This is a genomic window from Actinomadura sp. DC4 (assembly GCF_030406325.1).
Lineage (GTDB): Bacteria > Actinomycetota > Actinomycetes > Streptosporangiales > Streptosporangiaceae > Actinoallomurus.
On record NZ_JAUEQY010000004.1, the window covers coordinates 360,081 to 376,797 of the forward strand.

The following is a 16,717-nucleotide window of genomic DNA, read 5'->3' on the forward strand; positions in this document are numbered from 1 at the left end:
GTGGCCCACCTCCCCGGCGATGCCGGGTTCAACCCTGTTCGGCCGCGCCTGGCGGTATGCGTGACGCCGGGCGAGCAGGGGCGTCGCCGGATCAACCTGACGGCTCCCGGCGTACCTCCTGCGGGGGGATCTCCGGGCGCAGGCCGCGCCAGGACGCGTGGAGCAGCATGCCGTCCCGCGTCCACCGGGAGAACTCCACCTCGCCGGCGAGCGAGGGGTCCACCCAGGACGCGTGGCGGGCGTGCTCGCGCGGGACCTCGCCCTCGTACGGGCTGTCCGGGCGTTCGAGCGCGACCAGCCGCTTGTGCAGGTCGTCGAGGTCGACGTCGGTGAAGCCGGTGCCGACGTGGCCGACGAAGCGCAGCGACCCGCGGTCGTCGTAGACGCCGAGCAGCAGCGAGCCGACGCCGCCCTCACGCCGCCCCTTGCCGGCCTTCCAGCCGCCGATGACGACGTCCTGCGTACGGAAGTTCTTCACCTTGCGCCAGAAGTCGACCCTGCGGCCCGGCCGGTACGGGGAGTCCAGCCGTTTGGCGATGAGCCCTTCGAGCCCCTGCTCGCGCGTGTAGTCCTGGAGTTCGCGCACCTGCTCGACCTCCCCGCCGTGCAGGTACGGCGGCGCCTCGATGGGGCCGGCCGCCAGCTCCAGCCCGTCGAGCAGCGCGCGCCGCTCCTGGTAGGGCAGGTCGTAGAGCGCGTGGCCGCTCAGGTGGGGGAGGTCGAAGGCGACGTAGTGCACCGGCACCTGGCGGATGAGCCGGGTGTCCGGATGGCTCATGTGCATGCGGTGCTGGAGGCGCTCGAAGCTGGGGCGGCCCTCGCTGTCGAAGGCGACGATCTCCCCGTCGATGACGGCGCTCTGGTCGGGCAGAAGGTCGGCGAGGGCCTGGAGTTCGGGGTAGCGGCTGGTCGCGTCGATGCCGCGCCGGCCGACGGCCCGTACGCGTCCGCCCGCGACGTAGACGAGTGCGCGCACGCCGTCCCACTTGACCTCGAGGGCCCAGCGGGCGACGTCGTCCGGGAGCTCGCCCGTCGTGGCGAGCATCGGCTGGATGTTCTCGGGCATTGGGTCACCCATACGGCGTTTCTGCCCATCTCGCTCGCGGCTGACGCCAGTCGATCGATAGTACGCGGGCCTGCGGTTCCGGATCCGCCAAGCGGGTACTGGCCGTGACGGAGCGGCAACCGTATATTCGAACATACTTCGCAAATCGGAAAGAACTAGCTCGATGGCGCGACGGGTAGGGGAACCTCATGCGCAGCATCTGGAAAGGCGCGATCTCCTTCGGCCTCGTCACGATCCCGGTGAAGCTGTACTCGGCCACCGAGCAGGGTGACGTGGCGTTCCACCAGGTCCATCGCGAAGACGGCGGCCGTATCAAGTTCAAGCGGGTCTGCACGAAGGACGGCGAGGAGGTGCCCTACTCCGACATCGCCAAGGGCTACGAACTCCCGAGCGGGGAGATGGTCGTCCTCACCGACGAGGACTTCGCCAACCTCCCGCTGTCCACGAGCCGCCGCATCGACGTGCTGCTGTTCGCGCCGATGGAGCAGGTCGACCCGATCTACTTCAACAAGACCTACTACCTCGAACCCGAGGCGCAGGGCACCAAGCCGTACGTCCTGCTGCGCGACGCGCTGGAGAGCTCCGGCAAGGTCGCGGTCGTCAAGATCGCGCTGCGGCAGCGAGAGTCGCTCGCCACTCTCCGCGTACGGGACGGCGTGTTCGTGCTCGAGACGATGCTGTGGCCCGACGAGATCCGCGAGCCGGAGTTCACGTTCCTCGACGAGGACGTCGACCTCCGGCCGCAGGAGCTCCAGATGGCCTCCTCGCTGATCGACTCGATGGAGGGCGACTTCGACCCGACGGAGTACAAAGACGCCTACCGCGAGGCCGTACAGGAGATCATCGACGCCAAGGTGGAGGGCAAGGAGATCGTCGCACCGGAGCTCGAAGAAGCCGCTCCGGCAGCGTCCGACCTGCTCAGCGCCTTGCGGGCCAGCGTCGAGGCGGCGAAGAAGGGCCGCTCGGGCGGAGGGTCCGGCGCCAAGCCGAAGAAGGCCCCCACCGGCAAGCCCGCGAAGCCGAGGGCCAAGTCCGGCGGCAAGGCGGGCGACGCCAAGTCCAAGCCGAAGAGCGGCAGCGGCACACGCAAGTCGGCCTGAGGGGACGCATCCCGCCGAAAGAGATCCACCTCACGCGGAATAGACCGCACCCCGTGCCGGTTGTGACGCCCTGTAGGCTTTGTGTTTCGTGTTCAGGCGCATTCCCGCGCCGACGGCCGGCTACGAGTCCGCGATCCCCCGACTTTGCGGATACCTCTCGAGGCGGGCCCTTTCTGAGAGGTTCTTTCTTGACATCAGCTTCATCGACCTTGCCCTCCTTCGCCGAACTCGGCCTTCCGGAGAAGCTGGTCTCCGCACTGGAGCGTCGCGGCATCAGTACGCCGTTCCCGATCCAGGCGGCCTGTCTGCCGGACACCCTCGCCGGGCGCGACGTGCTCGGGCGTGGGCAGACCGGTTCAGGCAAGACACTCGCCTTCGGGCTTCCACTGCTCGCCAGGCTCGCCGGCCGTTCGGCCGCGCCGAAGCGCCCCGCGGCGCTCATCCTGGTCCCCACCCGTGAACTCGCCGCGCAGGTCCAGGACGCTCTGGCCGCTCTCGGCCGCAGTGTCGGCCTGCACGCCAAGACCGTCGTCGGCGGAATGTCGATGACCAAGCAGATCCAGGCACTGCGCCGCGGCGTCGACCTTCTGGTCGCCACGCCGGGCCGGCTCACCGACCTCATCGAGCGCGGCGCCTGCTCGCTCGAGGACGTGCAGATCACCGTCCTCGACGAGGCCGACCACATGTGCGACCTCGGCTTCATGCCGGCCGTGTCCGCACTGCTCGACCAGATCCCCTCCAACGGGCAGCGGATGCTGTTCTCGGCCACGCTCGACGGCGACGTCGACAAGCTGGTCCGCCGCTACCTCCACGACCCGGTGACCCACTCGGTCTCGCCGGCCGCCGCGCCGGTGGAGACCATGGACCACCACCTTTTCGTCGTCGACCGCGCGCAGAAGCACGACGTCATCGCCGAGGTCGCCGGCCGCGAGGGCCGGACGATCATGTTCGTACGGACCAAGCACGGTGTGGACGCGCTGACGAAGCGGCTGGCGCGTGTCGGCGTCCGCGCCGGCGCCCTGCACGGCGGCAAGACCCAGTCGGCCCGCACCCGCACGCTCGCGGACTTCCGTGAGGGCAAGGTCGCGGTGCTGATCGCCACCGACGTGGCGGCACGTGGCATCCATGTCGACGACGTCACCCTCGTGGTGCACGTCGACCCCGCGGCCGACCACAAGGACTACCTCCACCGTGCGGGCCGCACCGCGCGGGCCGGCGAGCGCGGCACCGTCGCGACGCTCGTCGCGCACAACGAGGTCCGCAACGCCGAGCGCATGATGCGCCGGGCCGGCGTACGCGCCCTGCGCTCGCGAGTGACGGTCGGCGACGACACGCTGATCCGCATCACCGGCGCGCAGGCGCCGAGCGGCATCCCGGTCGAGGTCGAGCCCGAGCCGCGTCCCCAGCGCCGCGGCCACCGGCCGGGCGCGGGCCGCGACCGGCGCCCGGGCGGCCAGCGCGGCGAGCGCTACGGCGAGCGCCGTGAGGGCGGCCGTGCGCGCTTCGGCGAGCGGCACGAGGGGCGTCCGGGCGAGGGCCACGACGGCACTCCCCGCCAGCGTCCCGAGGGCCGCTCCGGCGGCCCGCGGCACGACGACCGGCCGAACCGCCGTCCCGAGGGCCGCCGCCCGCGCCGCGAGACCGCGCAGTAACCGATCTTCGCAGGTCAACGTCAGGGCCGCCCACTCTGTGGTGGGCGGCCCTGACTATGTCCAAGATCGGGTCAAGACGGGCGAGGGCACAGATTCGACCCGCGTATTGTTTCCCTCGACATGAGCGCTCCGATTCCGGCCTGGCCTGGCGAACTCATCTCGCTCGGTGACCTCCAGGTCTTCACGCGGACGGCGCCCGCGCGCGAAGCAGGCGCGGAGTCGGCCGTCTTCGTACACGGGCTCGCGGGCTCGGCGGTCAACTGGACCGACCTGATGGGCCTGCTGTCCGGCGAGTTCGCGAGCGACGCACTCGATCTGCCCGGTTTCGGCTACTCACCCCCGCCCCCGGCCCGCGACTACTCGATCGACGCGCACACCCACGCGGTCGTACGGCTGATCGAAAAACGCGCGAACGGCCCCGTGCACCTGTTCGGCAACTCACTCGGCGGCGCGATCGCCACGCGCCTGGCCGGCACCCGCCCGGACCTCGTCCGTACGCTCACGCTCATCTCGCCGGCGCTGCCGGACCTGCGGCCGAGGTACGGCCCGGCGCGCATCCTGGCCGCCACGATGCCCGGCTTCGGGCCGTGGGCGGTGCGCAGGTTCACCCTGCTGTCGGCGGAGCAGCGCGTACAGGGCACGCTCGACATGTGCTTCGCCGACCCGACCTGCGTGCATCCGGACCGGCTCATGGAGTTCGTGGAGGACGTACGCCGCCGCGACGGCCTATCACACAACGCGGAGGCGCTGATCGCCTCCTCCCGCGCCATCGTCAACGCCTACGTACGGCGCTCACTGTGGCGGTACGCCGCGCGGGTCGCCGCGCCGACGCTGCTGATCTACGGCAGGCACGACCGGCTGGTGGACCCGCGGATGGCCTCACGCGCGGCCCGGGTCTTCAAGCACGCACGCGTCCTCGTCCTGCCGGACGTGGGCCACGTCGCGCAGATGGAACGCCCGGAGGTCGTGGCCCGGGAGTTTCGCGCGATGCTCGATGACATCGCGAGGTCCGGAGACACGACCTCCGCGCCGGCCGACCGCCGGCTTACTTCTTGAAGCTTTTCCTGATGTCCTTGCCCATGTCCTTGAGGTGCTCGCCGACCTGCTTGGCGCCACCCTGGACACGGTCGCCACGGCCACGGGCCTCGAGGTCGCGGTCACGGGTCGTCCGGCCTGCCTCTTCCTTCGTACGGCCCTTGGCCATCTGCAGCTTGTTCCTGACCTTGTCTATGAGACTCATCTTGTGCATCTCCTCGCAGAGGTGTATGGGTGCGATGTGCCCGCTATTTAGCGATCTATGCCGATGGAGACCTAGACCACTCGGCGACACCCGCTCCGGCCGGCCCCCGGGAATGACATGCCCTATGGGAGAGTTGTCGCCTGGATAGGACACTGGCTTGGGAGCAAGAGTGTCCGTCCGGAGAATCCCGAGCACGCACAGGAGACACAGTGTCGTTGCCACCCCTGGTCGAGCCCGCGGAGGCGCTGACCGTCGACGAGGTCCGGCGTTATTCGCGCCACCTGATCATCCCGGACGTCGGGATGGCGGGGCAGAAGCGCCTCAAGAACGCCAAGGTGCTGTGCGTGGGCGCCGGCGGTCTGGGCTCGCCCGCCCTGCTGTACCTCGCCGCCGCCGGCGTGGGCACTCTCGGCGTCATCGACTTCGACGTCGTCGACGAGTCGAACCTCCAGCGCCAGGTCATCCACGGCCAGTCCGACATCGGCCGGCCGAAGGCCGAGTCCGCGGCGGCCTCCATTAAGGAGATCAACCCGCTCGTCAAGGTGATCGTCCACAACGAGCCGCTGTCCAATGACAACGTCATGGACATCTTCGCCGGCTACGACCTGATCGTGGACGGCACCGACAACTTCGCCACCCGCTACATGGTGAACGACGCCGCGGTGCTGCTCGGCAAGCCGTACGTCTGGGGCTCGATCTACCGCTTCGACGGCCAGGCGTCGGTCTTCTGGGCCGAGCACGGCCCGTGCTACCGCTGCCTGTACCCCGAGCCGCCGCCGCCCGGGATGGTGCCGTCGTGCGCCGAGGGCGGCGTCCTGGGCGTGCTGTGCGCCTCGATCGGCTCCATCCAGGTCAACGAGGCGATCAAGCTGCTCACCGGCATCGGCGAGCCGCTCGTCGGCCGGCTCATGATCTACGACGCCCTTGAGATGACGTACCGCAGTGTCAAGGTCCGCAAGGACCCCGAGTGCCCGCTGTGCGGCAAGAACCCCACGATCACCGAGCTGGTCGAGGACTACGAGGCCTTCTGCGGCGCGATCTCGGAGGAGGCGGCCGACGCGGCCAAGGACTCCACGATCTCGGCCACCGAGCTGAAGACCCTGCTGGACACGGGCGACATCTTCCTGGTCGACGTCCGCGAGCCCAACGAGTACGAGATCGTCAACATCCCGGGCGCCACGCTCATCCCGAAGGGCGAGTTCCTGTCGGGCGACGCGCTGGAAAAGCTCCCGCAGGACAAGAAGGTCGTGCTCCACTGCAAGTCGGGCGCCCGAAGCGCGGAGTGCCTGGCGATCGTCAAGGACGCGGGCTTCTCCGACGCCGTCCACCTGGGCGGCGGCGTACTGGCCTGGGTCAACCAGATCGACCCGTCCCTCCCGTCTTACTGACCCGACCTCCGCGGCCCGCGCCGGGACGCTGTTCCCGGCGCGGCCCGACCGGACATCGCCGTCGCCAAGCGCAAGCGGTCACCTCGTTATGCCGCTGCGTTGTGGTCGTTGCTGCGCTGTCCGGTGACGGTGCCGTGCGTGTGTCCAGAGCGCGATCCCTCGCGCGTGAGCACTACGGACACGGCGTCACCGACCTGTTCGACTGACCGGCGATCCCGGCCCGGCCGGGGACGGAGGCCACGCCGCGCCAGGACGATCAGTTTCGGGCCAAGATCATCAGGATCGCCAAGTAACCTAGTCGGATATGGCGCAAAGCTCCGGGCCGGGCTGGCCCGCCCTCGGCCCGGCCTCATCCGGGTCGTGGCGAGGACCCGGCGCGGAGCCGCCGGAACCCCCCGAACCCACCCCCTGGCACGCCCGGCGAACCCTGTGGCTCGTCATCGCGATCTGCACCGCGGTCGGCTACCTGGCCGTGGGGGCTCTCGCCACCGGGCGCGTCTACTGGGAGTTCCACCGCAAGCCGACGGCCGGTGAGCTCTACCGTGCCGCCACCGCCGAGGTGCGTGACCGCTGGCGCACCTGGGCGGCCGAGCGGATCTTCCCCACCTCCGTCCCGTACACCTCCGAGCAGGGCGGCGTCGAGCAGGCTCAGCGTGTCGGGATCGCGTCCGGGACCGGCTGCGCGGACGGCGTGGAAGCCGCGTCCGCGGCGATCCTCAAGCGGCACGGCTGCCGTGCTCTGCTGCGCGCCACCTACGTCGACCAGCTCCAGGGCATCGTGATGACCGTCGGCGTCGCCGCGGTGACCGACGAGCGCACCGCGCTGGCCGCCAAGGACGCCCTCATGCCCCCCGCCCCGACCGAGGTGGCCGGCACGCTGCGCGCCCTGGCCTTCCCGCAGACCGTCGCCGGTCGCTTCGACGACGCCGCGCGGCAGTACGCGTCCGCCGGCCAGGCCGGGCCGTACGTCGTGCTCACCGTCGCCGGGCAGACAGACGGGCGGCCCGCGGCGGCCGTACGCAAGAAGCACACCAGCGCCCTCCTGCTCGCCGCCGAGGTCGGCGGCAACATCGCCGACGCGCTCGCGCTGCGCGCCCAGCCCGACTGTTCGCAGAAACGGCAGTGGAAGTGCTGAGAAAGGCCGCCGCGCTGGTCGTGGCGCTCGCGGCGGTGACCGCCCCGGCGGCGATGACGACCACGACCGCCCACGCGGACGACATCCGCGACCGTGAGCAGTGGGTGCTGGACGCCGTCTCGGCGGAGAAGGCCTGGCACGTCACCAAGGGCAAGGGCGTCACGGTGGCCGTCCTGGACACCGGCGTGGACGCCACGCACCCCGACCTGGCCGGCGCGGTCACCACCGGCCCCGACCTCATCCACTCGGTGGCCCCGCACCCCGGCCGTATCCACGGCACCTGGATGTCCTCGTTGATCGCCGGCCGCGGGCACGGCTCGGGCGCCGGGATCATCGGGGTCGCGCCCGAGTCGCACATCCTGTCCGTACGGACCATCGCGGACCCGGACGAGCCCGGTTATCACACGTTCCGTGACCGCCCGGAGTACGAGCGCGGCCTGCCCAAGGCGATCCGGTACGCGGCCGACCACGGCGCCGACGTGATCAACATGTCGCTCGGTGGCCCCAACGCCTCGATGAACGAGCGGGCCGCGGTCGCGTACGCGATCGCGAAGGGGGTCGTCGTGGTGGCCTCGGCCGGCAACGACGGTGACTCCAAGAGCTCCAAGAAGGTGGACCGCAACGGTCTCGTACGGCTGTCCTACCCGGCGGCCTTCCCCGGCGTGATCGGCGTGGCGGCCGTGGCGAAGAACGGCAAGCCGGCCAAGTTCTCCGACCGCAACTCCAGCGTGCTCGTCGCCGCGCCGGGCGCCGGCGTGGTCGGCGCGGGCCCGGGTGACAGCTACTGGGTCGGCGAGGGCACGAGCCAGGCCGGCGCGATCGTGTCCGGCGTGGCCGCCCTCGTACGAGCGAAGTACCCCGACATGTCGCCCGCCCTGGTGGCGCAGGCGATCAGCCGCGGCACCGACCACCGGCCGGCCGACGGGTACGACGAGCTCGTCGGTTTCGGCGAGGTGGACGCCGCCGCCGCGCTGACCGAGGCGGCAAAGCTGCGCGGCTACCAGGACGTCACGGCGGGCAGGGCCGGGCGGTTCGACGACGGCCCGGTCCAGCCGGTGCAGGTCGAACGGCACCCGCCGGGCCTGGTCATCCTGGGAGGCTGGGTCGGCGTCGCGGCGCTGTTCGGCCTCGCCGGCGCGCTGATCTGCACGGCGCTCTTCGTGCGACGGATCCGAGCCCAGCAGGAGACCGGATATGACGGGTGAGCCCACGGAGTTCGCCGAGCGCGTGCTGGAGATCGTCGAGCGCATCCCGCCCGGGCGGGTCATGGCCTACGGCGACATCGCCGAATACCTCGGCGAGGGCGGTCCACGGCAGGTCGGCCGCGTGATGGCGCTGTGGGGCGGCGCGGTGCCGTGGTGGCGGGTGATCCGCTCCGACGGGTCGCTGCCGGTGAGCCACGTCGCCGGCGCGCGCCCGCACTACGCCGCCGAGGGCACCCCGCTGCGCGGCGAGCGCGTCGACATGCGCCGGGCGCGCTGGGACGGCGACCTCACATGACCTCGTGGCCGTACATCTCGCCGAGCGGGTCGGCGAGGAGCTCCAGGCGGGCGCCGTCGGGGTCGCGCAGGTAGATCGAGGAGCCGCTCTCGGTCTGGTACTCCACTCCGGCCGCCTCGAGCCTGCCTCGCAGCCGCTCCCACGTCGCCGGGTCGACGGAGATGGCGACGTGGTGCAGCCCGCCGAGCACCTCCGCGTACGGGCCGAGGTCCAGCCCGGGGAAGTCGAAGAACGCCAGCAGGTTGCCGTTGCCGATGTCGAAGAAGAAGTGGTTCGAGCCCGCGTAGTCGCGGTTCTCGACGATCTCGGTGAGCGGGAACTCCAGCAGGTCCTGGTAGAAGCGGATGGTCCGCTCGACGTCGGAGGACAGTAGCGCCATGTGGTGCAGCCCGCGCGCCGAGCTGGCCGGCCGTACGTCCCGCAGGTGCGCCGTCCGCAGCCGCTCACGTTCCGCCTCGATCACGGTCAGGTCGATCATGGGTCACCTCGTCCCGGAGTTAGTTGAAAACTAAATCATCTCTCCCGCTCAGGTGCAAGGAGTGCCCGTACCTGGGGGATCGAGGCCCGATTCGATGAAGAATCAATCGCAACATTCGTGACATGCGTGCGTCTTGGCCAGCGCAGCCCCGATGATCTGCTGGAATCGTCTGTTGTGTCAGCAGCGTCCTACCGACTCGTGCGGCGCGCCGGACCGGCGCAAGCGCCCCCGCCTGTGCTCGACGAGCACCAGGCGCGGGTCGTCGCGCACGCAGGCGGCCCGCTGCTCGTGCTCGCCGGGCCCGGCACGGGCAAGACCACCACGATCGTCGAGACCGTGGTCGACCGCATCGAGAACCGCGGCGTCGACCCCGAGCGCGTCCTGGTCCTCACCTTCGGCCGCAAGGCGGCCGGCGAGCTGCGGGAGCGCATCACCGGCCGGCTGCACCGCACCACCCGCACGCCGCTGGCGCTCACGTTCCACTCCTACGCGTACGCCCTGCTGAACCGCGAGGCGGCGCTGGGCGGCGAGGAGCCCCCGCGGCTGCTGTCCGGGCCCGAGCACCTGCTGGAGGTACGCCGGCTGCTCCAGGGCGAGGTCGCCGACGGCGCCCGCACCTGGCCTCGGCGCCTGCACGAGACGCTCAGGACGCGCGGGTTCGCCGAGGAGCTGCGCGACTTCGTCCTCCGCGCCGGCGAGCGCGGCCTCGGCCCCGCGGAGCTGGTCAGCCTCGGGCGGGCGGGCGGCCGTGACGACTGGCAGGCCGCCGGACACTTCATGCACCGCTACGACGAGCGCTTCGACATCGACCCGGTCATGGCCTACGACTACGCGGAGCTGATCCGCGCGGCGGCCGGGCTGCTGACCCTGGAGGACGTACGCCGGCGGGAGCACGCGGCGTACGACGTCATCCTCGTCGACGAGTACCAGGACACCGACCCGGCCCAGGAACACCTCCTGCGGGAGCTCGCCGGCGGCGGCGCCGACCTGATCGTGGTCGGCGACCCCGACCAGTCGATCTACGGGTTCCGCGGCGCCGACGTGAGCGGCATCCTGGAGTTCCCGCGCCGGTTCCGCACTCTCACCGGCGACGAGGCCCCGGTCGTCTCGCTACGCACCTGCCGGCGCATGACGCCGGTGCTCCTGGAGGCCTCCCGCCGGGTGGCCGAGCGGCTGCCGATCGGCGGACTGACGAGCGAGCACCGCGACCTGCGTCCCGCCTCCGACGACCACGAGGAGGCCGCGGACGCCGTACGCGTGATCGTGGCCGACAGCGCCAGCCAGGAGTCGGCCCTCGTCGCCGACGAGCTGCGCCGGGCCCACCTGCTGGACAACGTCCCCTGGTCGCGGATGGCCGTGCTGGTCCGCTCGGCCGTGCGCCAGGTGCCGCCGCTGCGCCGCGCTCTGGCCGCCGCGGGCGTGCCCGTGGTCGTGGCCGGCGACGAGGTGCCGCTGGTCAACGAGCCGGGCGCCCGTCCGTTCATCGTGTTGCTGCGCGGCGCGCTGCGGCCCGAGCTGCTCGATGAGGAGGCGGCCGAGGAGCTCGTCCTGGGGCCGGTCGGCGGCGCCGACGCCCTCGGCCTGCGGCGGCTGCGGCGGGCGCTGCGCGACCTCAACTCCCTGCGTGAGGGCGAGCCGGCCGACCGATTGCTCGTACGCGCGCTGAACGACCCGCGCGAGCTGCTCCTGATCCACCCGAAGGTACGCGCGCCGGCCGAGCGGGTGGCCCGGCTCATCGGGCTCGCCCGCGAGGTCACCGAGCGCGGCGGCGACGCCGAGGCCGTCTTGTGGACGGTCTGGCAGGAGAGCGGCCTGGCCGACCGGCTGCTGGAGCAGAGCATCAGAGGCGGGGCGCGCGGCGCGGCGGCCGACCGCGACCTCGACGCGGTCGTCGCGATGTTCGACATGGCCGCGCGGTTCACCGACCGGCTGCCGCAGGCCGGCCCGCAGCTCTTCCTCGACGACCTGGCCTCCCAGGAGATCCCCGGCGACAGCCTGGCCGAGCGGTCGCCCGACGGCGAGGCGGTGCGCATCCTGACCGCGCACCGCTCCAAGGGCCTCGAATGGGACGTCGTCATCGTCTCGGGCGTCCAGGAGGGCGTCTGGCCCGACCTGCGGCTGCGCGGGTCCCTGCTGGGCGGCGAAGAGCTGATCGAGTCGGCGACGGCCACGTCCGGGTCCGACGGGGCGCAGGCGGCGTCGCTGGCGGCCAAGCTGCTGGAGGAGGAGCGGCGGCTGTTCTACGTCGCGGCGACCCGCGCCCGCAGCCGGCTCATCGTCACCGCGGTCGGCGGCGAGGACGCCGAGGAGCGCCCCTCGCGCTTCCTGCGCGAGCTGCGGCCCGACGCCGAACACTCCCAGCTCGACGAGCGCACCCGCTGGCTCTCACTGCGCGCGCTGGTCGCCGACCTGCGCTCGGTGGTGACCGACCCCGAGACGGCGCCGCAGCTGCGGCGCACCGCCGCCGGGCACCTGGCCCGCCTGGCCCGCAGCGGCGTGCAGGGCGCGGACCCGGGGAGCTGGTACGCCCTGACCGCGCTGTCGCAGGAAGGGCCGGCGTTCGCCGAGGACGAGCAGCTGGTCCTGTCGCCCTCGCAGGTGGAGACGTTCTCAAAGTGCGGGTTGCGCTGGCTGCTCGCGGCCAACGTCGGCGCCGAGGACGGCGGCGCGGGCGAGTACGCCACGATGGGCAAGGTGATCCACGCCGTCGCCGAGCTGGTCGGCGGCGACGAGAGCGCGACCGACGCCGACATCGCCAAGCGGCTCGACGAGATCTGGGACGACCTGGACTTCCGCAGCGTCTGGTATTCGGAGAAGCAGCGCGAGCAGGCCGAGAAGATGGTCGCCAAGTTCATGGAGTGGCACAACCGGTCCGAGGCGCGCGAGGTCGTCTCCATCGAGGACTCCTTCGACATCGAGCTCGACCGGGTCCGGATCCGCGGCCGGATCGACCGCGCCGAGCGCGACGACGACGGGCGGGCCTGGATCGTCGACATCAAGACCTCCAGCACCCACGTACGCGACGAGGACCTCGCCCGGCACCCGCAGCTCGGGGTGTACCAGCTCGCCGTCATGCTCGGCGCGTTCGCCGACAAGGGCCTGATCGAGCCCGGGGGAGCGGAGCTGGTCCAGGTCGGCAAGGGCGCCTACACCGCGCGGGTCCGCGTCCAGACCCAGGCCCCGCCGTCGGCCGACGAGGACCCCCAGTGGCCGCGCAGGCTCGTCGACCGCGTCGCCGAGGGCATGTCCAGCCCGCTCTTCGAGGCCAAGCGCGACGACCACTGCCGTACGTGCCCGGTGCAGAGCTGCTGCCCGGCGCACGAGAACGGCGGCCAGGTCACATGACCCACCGGATACGGGCGTGATCGGGCCGCAGGAGCTCGCCCAGCGGCTGGGGGTCCCCGAGCCGACGCCGGACCAGGCCGCGGTCATCCAGGCGCCGCTCGCACCGATGGCGGTGATCGCCGGGGCGGGGTCCGGCAAGAGCGAGACGATGGCCGCCCGCGTCGTCTGGCTCGTCGCGAACGGCTTCGTCCGGCCCGAGCGCGTGCTCGGCCTCACCTTCACCCGCAAGGCCGCGGCCGAGCTGTCGGACCGCGTGCGCCGCCGGCTCGGGCAGCTTCGCGAGCACGAAGACCTCATCGACCCCGCGATCCTCGACGGCGAGCCGACGGTCTCGACCTACCACGCGTACGCCGCGCGTCTGTTCGGCGACCACGCGCTGCGTGCCGCGCTCGAACCCACCATGCGGCTCATCACCCCGGCCGTGGCCTGGCAGATCGCGGCGCGCGTCGTGGACGCCTACGACGGGCCGATGAGCGCCGTCGAGTGGGCGCCCGACACGGTCACCAAGGCGGTCGTCGGCGCGGCCGGCGAGCTGTCCGAGCACCTGCGCACCCCCGACGACGTCCGCCGGATCGGCGCCTGGCTCGACGAGCGCTTCGCCGAGGTGAAGAAGCCGACCAAGACGCACCAGGGCCGGATCATGTCCGCCCAGGCCGTACGCGAGCAGCTCCTGCCGATCGTGGAGGCCTACCAGCGGGCCAAGGCCAAGCGCGAGGTGTTCGACCACGGCGACCAGCTCGCGCTCGCCGCCCGCATCGCCCACGAGCACCGCGAGGTGGGCACGATCGAGCGGTCGCGGTACGGCGTCGTGCTGCTCGACGAATACCAGGACACCAGCCACGCGCAGCTCGTCCTGCTCAAGTCGCTGTTCGGCGGCGGCCACCCGGTGACCGCGGTCGGCGACCCGTGCCAGTCCATCTACGGCTGGCGCGGCGCGAGCGCCGGCAACCTCCTCGGCTTCGCCCGCGACTTCCCCGACGGCGACCGGCCCGCGCCGATGCGGCAGCTCTCGACCAGCTTCCGCAACGGCGAGCGGATCCTCGACGCCGCCGCCCGCATCCAGACCGAGCTGCGGGAGGAGGCCAAGGACGTGCCGCGCCTGTGGCCCGGCGCCGCCCAGCAGGCGCGGGGCCGCATCGAGTGCGCGATGCTGGAGACCGTGGAGGACGAGGCGGAGCGGCTGGCCGCCCGCCTGGCCGCGCTGCTGCGCCAGCCGCGCGAGATCGCCCCCGACGGTGTGGCCTGGGACCACGTCAGCCGGCACGGGCCGGGCGTACAGGCCTCCGACATCGCGATCCTGGCCCGCAAACGCTCGCAGTTCCCGCTGCTCCGGGCCGCGCTGGAGGCCCGCGGCATCCCGGTGGAGGTCGTCGGGCTCGGCGGCCTGCTCACCGTGCCGGAGGTCCAGGACGTCGTCGCCACGCTCAAGGTCGTGCACGACCCCACCGCGGGCGCGTCGCTGGCCCGGCTGCTCACGGGGCCGCGCTGGCGGCTCGGCCCCCGCGACCTCGTGGCGCTCGGCCGCCGGGCCCGGGACCTGGCGCGCGAGGCCGCCCGCGACGTCCACCCCGACGCCGGCGCGCCGCCGGAGCGTACCGACGCCGACCCGCTGCGGCAGGTGGTCGAGGAGCTGCACGACGAGAGCGGCAGCCTCGTCGACGCCCTCGACGACCTCGGCCCCGGGGAGGCCTACAGCGGGGAGGGCCGCGCCCGCCTGGAGCGGCTGCGCGACGAGCTTCGCGTCCTGCGCCGTCACGTCGGCCTCGCGCTACCCGACCTGGTCACCGAGGTGGAGCGCACGCTCGGGCTGGACATCGAGGTCGCGGCCCGTACGGGCCTGGACCCGGTCACGGCCCGCGCCGACCTCGACGCGTTCGTGGACGCGGCGGCGTCCTTCGCCGGAGACGCCGAGGACCCGACGCTGGGCGCCTTCCTCGCCTACCTCAAGGCCGCGGAGTCAGAGGAGTTCGGCCTGGAGGCCGGGCGGGTCGGTGAGACCAACAGCGTGAAGCTGCTGACCGTGCACGCGGCCAAGGGCCTCGAGTGGGAGGTCGTCGCCATCCCGGGGCTGGTCTACCTTCCGACCAGGGACGGCGCGCCCGGCAAGGGCTCGGTGTTCCCGACGAGCCCGCAGAGCTCCTCCCGGTGGACCACCAACGCCCGCACCCTCCCGTACCCCCTGCGCGGCGACCGGGCCGACCTGCCGGAGCTGCCCGGGCTCCAGAAACCGGACATCGAGGCCTTCAACGCCGCGACCGCCGAGCGTGACGTACGCGAGGAGCGCCGCCTGGCGTACGTCGCCGTGACGCGGGCCAAGCACCTGCTCATCACCACCGGCTACCGCTGGGGCATGGGCAGCCGGCCACTCCGGCCGTCGCCGTTCCTGGAGGAGATCCGCGAGGCGTGCGAGGCCGGCGCGGGCGAGGTCGGCTACTGGGCGGAGGAGCCCATCGGCGAGGAGAACCCCCTGCTCGCCGACCAGGAGAGCGCCACCTGGCCGGTGGAGGCGCCCGACGACGAACGGCACGCGGCGCTCGCCGAGGGCGCCCGGATGGTGACCGACGCGATGAGCGGGCGCACCCGCCCGGGCACCGCCTACTCGGCCGTACCCCCCGCCGAGCGCGGGCGCGTGTCCGCCTGGGCCCGCGACGTCGAGCTCCTCCTCGCCGAACGCGACCGCTCGCGCGGCAACGACGGCCTCGCGGTAGAGCTGCCGGCCCACCTGTCGGTGTCCTCGCTCGTCTCCCTGGCCCGCGACCCGGCCGCGCTGGCCCGCCAGATCCGCCGCCCGCTGCCCCGCCCGCCGGCCCCGTACGCGCGGCGCGGCACCGCCTTCCACCGCTGGCTGGAGTCCCGCTGGGGCCAGCAGCGCCTGCTCGACCTGGACGACCTGCCGGGCGCGTCCGACGACGGAGCCGCGTCCGACGGGCAGCTGGAGGCGCTGCAGGAGGCGTTCGAGCGGAGCGCCTGGGCCGACCGGGAGCCGCTGGACGTCGAGGTGCCGTTCGAGACGCTGATCGGCGACCGCCTCATCCGCGGCCGGATGGACGCGGTGTTCCGCAGCGGCGAGGGCTATGAGGTGGTCGACTGGAAGACGGGCCGGCCGCCGTCGGGCGAGGAGGCGCGCGCGGCCGGGGTCCAGCTCGCCGCCTACCGCCTCGCCTGGGCACAGCTCGCGGGCGTCGAGGTCGACCGGGTGAGCGCCGCGTTCCACTATGTCGCGGCCGACGTGACCGTACGCCCGGCCGACCTGCTGGACGAGGCCGGCCTCACCGAACTGCTGAACCTCGTCCCGCAGGCCTGAGGACCGTCCGATCGACGGGCGGGCCGCGATGATGTCTCCCATGGGCGCGAACGGCCGGGGGCGATATCGCCGGTCGCGGTCGCCGGGATACCGATCGCCATCGGGCTGGTGGGGAACCCGGCGACCAGCACCGTGCAGGTGAGGGCGGGATGGTGGGTGCCGCTGACAGGGACGGCGACCGGCCTGCTCGTCGTGGCCGCGGTGCTGAGCCAGGCCCGTCAGCATCGCGCCGCCGATGGCGAGAGGCAGGGAGGGAGCTTCCCGGCCGGGGCGACCCCCTCACCGCCACCGTGGACGGCGGTCGACCAAGGTGACCGTGCCGCAGGCAACCTCCTGGCCGTCCTGCTGCAGCGTTCCGGCAGGCCGGCCGAGGCCGTGCGGATCAGACGCCGTCTCGCCGTCTCGCCGTCGAGCCGGCTCCACTCCCCACACGCAGGCAGAGCGGCAGGTCCGTCGCCCGGCTGCTCGCCGCGCTGGACATCCACGGCGCCGAAGCCGAGTACCTGCCG

General features: G+C 72.4%; 12 protein-coding genes. 9 read left to right on the forward strand and 3 right to left on the reverse strand.

Annotated features, from left to right (window positions below; translation table 11 throughout):
* Positions 1 to 91 precede the first annotated feature (91 nt).
* Positions 92 to 1,066 (reverse strand): non-homologous end-joining DNA ligase, encoded by a 975-nt coding sequence (ligD, locus tag QWU11_RS09015; RefSeq protein ID WP_290104596.1) that lies wholly within the window; start codon positions 1,064 to 1,066, stop codon positions 92 to 94.
* Between the two features lie 188 nt (positions 1,067 to 1,254).
* Between ligD and QWU11_RS09020 the strand changes: the two genes are divergently transcribed.
* From QWU11_RS09020 to QWU11_RS09030, 3 genes are all read left to right on the forward strand, one after another.
* Entirely contained in the window at positions 1,255 to 2,166 is a 912-nt protein-coding gene (locus QWU11_RS09020) for a Ku protein (RefSeq protein WP_290104597.1), read from the forward strand.
* A gap of 188 nt (positions 2,167 to 2,354) precedes the next feature.
* Positions 2,355 to 3,818 (forward strand): DEAD/DEAH box helicase, encoded by a 1,464-nt coding sequence (locus tag QWU11_RS09025; protein ID WP_290104598.1) that lies wholly within the window; start codon positions 2,355 to 2,357, stop codon positions 3,816 to 3,818.
* Positions 3,819 to 3,938: 120 nt separating this feature from the next.
* A complete protein-coding gene (locus QWU11_RS09030; RefSeq protein ID WP_290104599.1) occupies positions 3,939 to 4,874 on the forward strand; it encodes an alpha/beta hydrolase in 936 nt (311 codons plus the stop codon).
* Here QWU11_RS09030 and QWU11_RS09035 read toward each other — a convergent pair.
* Entirely contained in the window at positions 4,864 to 5,058 is a 195-nt protein-coding gene (locus QWU11_RS09035; RefSeq protein ID WP_290104600.1) for a CsbD family protein, read from the reverse strand. The two genes, QWU11_RS09030 and QWU11_RS09035, sit on opposite strands and share 11 nt — an antisense overlap.
* Positions 5,059 to 5,267: 209 nt before the next feature.
* Between QWU11_RS09035 and moeZ the strand changes: the two genes are divergently transcribed.
* The 4 genes from moeZ (at position 5,268) to QWU11_RS09055 (ending at position 9,081) form a co-directional block, all read left to right on the forward strand.
* Positions 5,268 to 6,446: an adenylyltransferase/sulfurtransferase MoeZ gene (gene moeZ / locus QWU11_RS09040; protein WP_290104601.1), complete on the forward strand. Its 1,179-nt coding sequence runs from the start codon at positions 5,268 to 5,270 to the stop codon at positions 6,444 to 6,446.
* Positions 6,447 to 6,750: 304 nt separating this feature from the next.
* Positions 6,751 to 7,581: a hypothetical protein gene (locus tag QWU11_RS09045; RefSeq protein ID WP_290104602.1), complete on the forward strand. Its 831-nt coding sequence runs from the start codon at positions 6,751 to 6,753 to the stop codon at positions 7,579 to 7,581.
* Positions 7,569 to 8,786 (forward strand): S8 family serine peptidase, encoded by a 1,218-nt coding sequence (locus tag QWU11_RS09050; RefSeq protein ID WP_290104603.1) that lies wholly within the window; start codon positions 7,569 to 7,571, stop codon positions 8,784 to 8,786. The genes QWU11_RS09045 and QWU11_RS09050 overlap by 13 nt, the downstream gene beginning before the upstream one ends.
* On the forward strand, positions 8,776 to 9,081 hold the full coding sequence (locus QWU11_RS09055; RefSeq protein ID WP_290104604.1) for an MGMT family protein: 306 nt from the start codon (positions 8,776 to 8,778) through the stop codon (positions 9,079 to 9,081). The genes QWU11_RS09050 and QWU11_RS09055 overlap by 11 nt, the downstream gene beginning before the upstream one ends.
* Here the strand turns inward: QWU11_RS09055 and QWU11_RS09060 are convergent.
* Entirely contained in the window at positions 9,074 to 9,559 is a 486-nt protein-coding gene (locus QWU11_RS09060) for a VOC family protein (RefSeq protein WP_290104605.1), read from the reverse strand. The two genes, QWU11_RS09055 and QWU11_RS09060, sit on opposite strands and share 8 nt — an antisense overlap.
* Before the next feature lie 234 nt (positions 9,560 to 9,793).
* Here QWU11_RS09060 and QWU11_RS09065 point away from each other — a divergent pair, with 234 nt between their 5' ends.
* Together QWU11_RS09065 and QWU11_RS09070 are read left to right on the forward strand one after the other, a co-directional pair.
* Positions 9,794 to 12,904 carry an ATP-dependent DNA helicase gene (locus QWU11_RS09065; protein WP_290104606.1) on the forward strand — a complete coding sequence of 1,037 codons (3,111 nt, stop codon included), beginning with the start codon at positions 9,794 to 9,796 and terminating at the stop codon, positions 12,902 to 12,904.
* A gap of 16 nt (positions 12,905 to 12,920) precedes the next feature.
* Entirely contained in the window at positions 12,921 to 16,208 is a 3,288-nt protein-coding gene (locus QWU11_RS09070) for an ATP-dependent DNA helicase (RefSeq protein WP_290104607.1), read from the forward strand.
* Positions 16,209 to 16,717: the final 509 nt, after the last annotated feature.

Bases quoted from the DNA above. Each gene is read 5' to 3' on its own strand.
- ligD (WP_290104596.1), bottom strand. From the start codon at position 1,066: ATGCCCGAGAACATCCAGCCGATGCTCGCCACGACGGGCGAGCTCCCG.
- QWU11_RS09020 (WP_290104597.1), top strand. From the start codon at position 1,255: ATGCGCAGCATCTGGAAAGGCGCGATCTCCTTCGGCCTCGTCACGATC.
- QWU11_RS09030 (WP_290104599.1), top strand. From the start codon at position 3,939: ATGAGCGCTCCGATTCCGGCCTGGCCTGGCGAACTCATCTCGCTCGGT.
- QWU11_RS09035 (WP_290104600.1), bottom strand. From the start codon at position 5,058: ATGAGTCTCATAGACAAGGTCAGGAACAAGCTGCAGATGGCCAAGGGC.
- QWU11_RS09045 (WP_290104602.1), top strand. From the start codon at position 6,751: ATGGCGCAAAGCTCCGGGCCGGGCTGGCCCGCCCTCGGCCCGGCCTCA.
- QWU11_RS09055 (WP_290104604.1), top strand. From the start codon at position 8,776: ATGACGGGTGAGCCCACGGAGTTCGCCGAGCGCGTGCTGGAGATCGTC.
- QWU11_RS09060 (WP_290104605.1), bottom strand. From the start codon at position 9,559: ATGATCGACCTGACCGTGATCGAGGCGGAACGTGAGCGGCTGCGGACG.